Raw genomic sequence first — 4,135 nt, 5'->3', positions numbered from 1 at the left:
AAATCTAAAATTCCGATGACACCTTAATTTGTTAAAGTCGAATGTTAAGCTTGCCTGGTTCGACTTTAACACCGTCCATAAAGCTAAGCTTCTAAGCCCCATCTAAAATCTAAAGTCTAAAATCTAAAATTGATATGGTTCACCAACCCCCATCGGGTGCAAGAGATTTATTGCCCCTTGACGTTGCTCAAAAAATTTCGATCGAACGGCGCTTACAGCAGGTTTTTCACCGCTGGGGCTATCACCGGATTATTACCTCTACTCTAGAAAGGCTGGAGACATTGATGGCTGGGGGCGCGATCGACCGATCGACCTTAATTCAACTGCAAGACGCCGAGGATGGAGAACTTGGTTTGCGGCCGGAATTGACAGCATCCATCGCCCGCGCGGCTGCAATGCGGATGGCCGGGACTCGCTGGCAGCCTCAGCGCCTCTACTACAACGCTAACGTGTTCCGCAAAGGCCCAGATACTGGCTCAGGCGGGCAACAGGAGTTCTATCAAGCTGGGGTAGAACTCCTCGGCGCGGGGGGGGCGGTTGCGGATGCGGAAGTGCTGCTGCTGCTGTCTGAGTGCTTGCAGAGCTTGGAAATTGATGACTGGCATTTGGTTTTGGGAGAAGCGGGCTTGACTGCGACATTGCTGGAACCGTTTCCGCCAAACGTGCGCCAGAAAGTTCGGGGGGCGATCGCCAATCTCGATCGAATTGCCTTGGAAACTTTGCCGCTGTCAACGGAATTGCGAGAAAGAGCTCTGCTGTTATTTGACTTGCGCGGCCGCCCAGAAGAGGTGTTGCCAATTGTTGCTAAGCTGGATTTAGATTTGCCCCAGCAAGCCGCGTTAAATAATCTCAAATCGGCGATCGAATTGCTGCACCAATGTCAATCAAAAATTCCCAATCTCAAATCCCACATTCACCTCGATTTGAGTTTAATTCAAACATTTGACTACTACACTGGAATTGTGTTTGAAGTTGTCAGCAGCAGCAAGACAGGACAGCGAGTTTTAGGACAAGGGGGACGCTACGACCAACTGTTGGGACTGTTCGATCCCCAAGGGCAAAATTCCCCCGGCATCGGGTTTTGTCTGAATATTGAAGATTTGCACCAAGTTTTGCTGACAGAGGGGCAATTGCCCACCCAGACGCCCGCTAGCGACTGGTTGGTTGTGCCTCTAACTCCTGAAGCTGGGGCGGCGGCCTTTGCTTACGCTCGCAAACTCCGAGACTCTAGTCACCTAGTTCGGGTGGAAATAGATTTGGAGAGTCGGGAGACAGAGGAGGCGGCGCGGGAATTCGCGCGCGATCGACGAATTGCTCAAATTGCTTGGGTAAATGCCGAAGGATTGCCAACAATTGAAACGGTAAATTAGGCTAATTGGTAATTGGTAATTGGTTAAAAATCACCTGATATGATATTATGTATCCTGCTGATTGAGATCAGGTTTTGCCAATTACTAATTGCTAATCCCCTATCTAACTAAAATCTTTTGAGAGAACACTATGGCACACACTATTGTTACGAATATTTGCGAGGGAATTGCTGATTGTGTCGGCGCTTGTCCGGTTGCTTGCATTCACCCCGGCCCTGGCAAAAATGTCAAGGGTACTGATTGGTTTTGGATTGATTTTGATACCTGTATTGACTGCGGTATTTGTTTGCAGGTGTGTCCTGTCGAAGGTGCGATCGTTCCAGATGAGCGGCCCGAGTTGCAGCAAACTCCGACTTGATTGCATTAATTAACTTCATCCGTAAGGTGCGCTGCGGCTCACCCTACATTTTTTTTTGAACCACAGAGGGCGCAGAGGACACAGAGAAGAAGAGTGAGAAAGAACTGAAAAATCTAACGTTTAGATATCTAAGTGAGGTAATTAATTATGTTACTTTTGTGAGTTCTTTCTTTTCCCTTCTCTTCTCTTCCTTCGTGTCCTTCGCGTCTTCGCGGTTCGTTTAAAAAAAAGCCCGATCGCACTTTACAATAAAATCCCATGCAGCCGATCGCACTTTCCGACTCTCATATTTTATCCATGCGTACCCACGCCGAAAGCGCTTATCCTGAAGAATGCTGCGGTTTGTTGCTCGGTCGAGTTACTGGCGATGTTAAAACTTTGGTAGAAGTTTGGCCGACTGAGAATGCTTGGAGTGCACAGGCCCAGGAGAATTGGCCTGAAGAAAAAGGCTTGACAGAACGGCGCAGATATGCTATAGGGCCCGAAGATATGTTGCGGGCGATGAAACACGGGCGCGATCGCAGTCTGGATATTATCGGTATATATCATTCTCACACGGATTGTCCCGCAGTGCCCTCAGAGTGCGATCGGACATTGGCCTGGGCCCAATACTCTTATATCATTGTGTCCGTCCGACAAGGCTGTTCGGAAGACATCCGCAGTTGGAGTCTTGACGGAGAGGGGAACTTTCAAGCAGAGGAAATTCTCGCACAGGAACCGACTGAGATTAAGAAATAATTAGTAAAAATAACAAACAGGTAAAAATGCGAAAGATTCAGATAGGATGTAATTCAAAATCTGCGCTACACACAATATCATGCTAAATCCTAATCTGGAGGAGATCCAGCTCAACAAACAAGAATACGAACGCTACTCTCGCCACCTGATCCTGCCAGAAGTTGGATTGGAAGGGCAGAAGCGTCTCAAAGCTGCCAGCGTGCTCTGCATCGGTACGGGAGGCCTCGGTTCGCCACTGCTGCTGTATTTAGCAGCCGCCGGTGTTGGCCGCATTGGGATTGTAGACTTTGATGTTGTAGACCATTCTAATTTGCAGCGGCAAGTAATTCATGGCACTTCTTGGGTTGGGAAACCGAAGATTGAGTCGGCTAAAAATCGGATTTTAGAAATTAATCCTTTTTGCCAAGTAGATTTGTACGAGACTCGCGTTAGTTCGGAAAATGCGATCGACATTGCCACTCCTTACGATATCATTATTGACGGCACGGACAATTTCCCGACTCGCTATTTGATGAACGACGTTTGCGTGCTTTTAAACAAGCCCAACGTCTACGGTTCCATCTTCCGATTTGAAGGGCAAGCAACAGTTTTCAACTACGAAGGCGGCCCGAATTATCGCGATTTGTACCCGGAACCCCCGCCTCCTGGGATGGTTCCTTCTTGTGCCGAAGGCGGTGTTTTAGGCGTTTTGTGCGGAGTTGTCGGGTCTATCCAAGCAACGGAAGCTATCAAGATTATCTTGGGTCAAGGCACTACTTTGAGCGGCCGACTGTTGCTTTACAATGCCTTAGATATGACGTTCCGCCAATTGAAACTGCGGCCTAATCCAGTGCGCCCGGTAATTGAAAAGTTAATTGATTACGAACAATTCTGCGGCATTCCTCAAGCTAAAGCGCAGGAAGCAAGTCAGCAAACGCAAATTCCTGAGATGACTGTGACGGAACTTAAGGAGTTAATCGACAGCGGTGCCAAGGATTTTGTATTGTTGGATGTTCGCAATCCCAATGAGTATCAAATTTGTCAAATTCCTGGGTCGGTTTTGGTTCCTTTGCCGGATATCGAACAGGGCGCAGGTGTTGCTAAGGTCAAGGAATTGTTGAACGGGCATCGCTTGATTGCACACTGCAAAATGGGCGGGCGTTCTGCGAAGGCTTTGGGCATTTTGAAGGAAGCTGGAATTGAGGGGATTAATGTTAAGGGCGGAATTACTGCTTGGAGTCAAGAAGTAGACCCGTCTGTACCTCAATATTAAGGCTAATCTTTTTCTGGGGCGGGCAAATCACCCGCCCGGAACCGGGATTATGGCGGCGGCAACTGTATTCTCACCCTGTTCTCCTTTGATTCTATCTTGGTAAGCATTTGCCAAATTATTTTGAGTCATCGCCCATTGTTGCGGGAAAGCAGGGCGGGTGTAAACTTCACTAGCTGCTTGATAAAATGCGATCGCCCTTTCGATGCACTACCCATGTTTGGGATATTGTACATTTTTTGTGGGGAAAAACCCGAGTTTTTTGTACAATACTTTTACCCAGATTTTGTAGGGGCGGGTTCCACCAACAATATCTAACAAATACTAACAATCTAGATAAACCCGCCCCCCACCACCGATAACCCACATCAACCTGGAATTTTCATCGCATCGGAAAATGTAGGTTGGTATTTTTCGTTG

Annotated in this window: 4 protein-coding genes; all 4 read left to right on the top strand. The window is 47.7% G+C overall.

What is annotated here, in order from left to right; genetic code table 11:
- Positions 1–134: 134 nt before the first annotated feature.
- The 4 genes from QT984_RS00750 (at position 135) to moeB (ending at position 3,718) form a co-directional block, all read left to right on the top strand.
- Complete coding sequence (locus QT984_RS00750; protein ID WP_333054338.1) at positions 135–1,370, top strand: ATP phosphoribosyltransferase regulatory subunit; 1,236 nt, start codon at positions 135–137, stop codon at positions 1,368–1,370.
- Positions 1,371–1,500: 130 nt separating this feature from the next.
- Positions 1,501–1,728: a ferredoxin family protein gene (locus QT984_RS00745; protein WP_333054336.1), complete on the top strand. Its 228-nt coding sequence runs from the start codon at positions 1,501–1,503 to the stop codon at positions 1,726–1,728.
- Between the two features lie 258 nt (positions 1,729–1,986).
- Complete coding sequence (locus tag QT984_RS00740) at positions 1,987–2,466, top strand: M67 family metallopeptidase (RefSeq protein ID WP_333372795.1); 480 nt, start codon at positions 1,987–1,989, stop codon at positions 2,464–2,466.
- Between the two features lie 79 nt (positions 2,467–2,545).
- Complete coding sequence (gene moeB, locus QT984_RS00735; protein ID WP_333372792.1) at positions 2,546–3,718, top strand: molybdopterin-synthase adenylyltransferase MoeB; 1,173 nt, start codon at positions 2,546–2,548, stop codon at positions 3,716–3,718.
- Positions 3,719–4,135: the final 417 nt, after the last annotated feature.

Origin of the sequence: Microcoleus sp. Z1_B2 (assembly GCF_036700325.1) — a bacterium.
Taxonomy (GTDB): Bacteria; Cyanobacteriota; Cyanobacteriia; order Cyanobacteriales; family Microcoleaceae; genus Microcoleus.
Note: the sequence above shows the minus strand (reverse complement) of the source record. Positions and strands in the feature narration are given on the sequence as shown.

Excerpts from the sequence above, each read along its gene's own strand:
- QT984_RS00750 (WP_333054338.1), top strand. The coding sequence starts at position 135 with ATGGTTCACCAACCCCCATCGGGTGCAAGAGATTTATTGCCCCTTGAC.
- QT984_RS00740 (WP_333372795.1), top strand. The coding sequence starts at position 1,987 with ATGCAGCCGATCGCACTTTCCGACTCTCATATTTTATCCATGCGTACC.
- moeB (WP_333372792.1), top strand. The coding sequence starts at position 2,546 with ATGCTAAATCCTAATCTGGAGGAGATCCAGCTCAACAAACAAGAATAC.
- QT984_RS00745 (WP_333054336.1), top strand. The coding sequence starts at position 1,501 with ATGGCACACACTATTGTTACGAATATTTGCGAGGGAATTGCTGATTGT.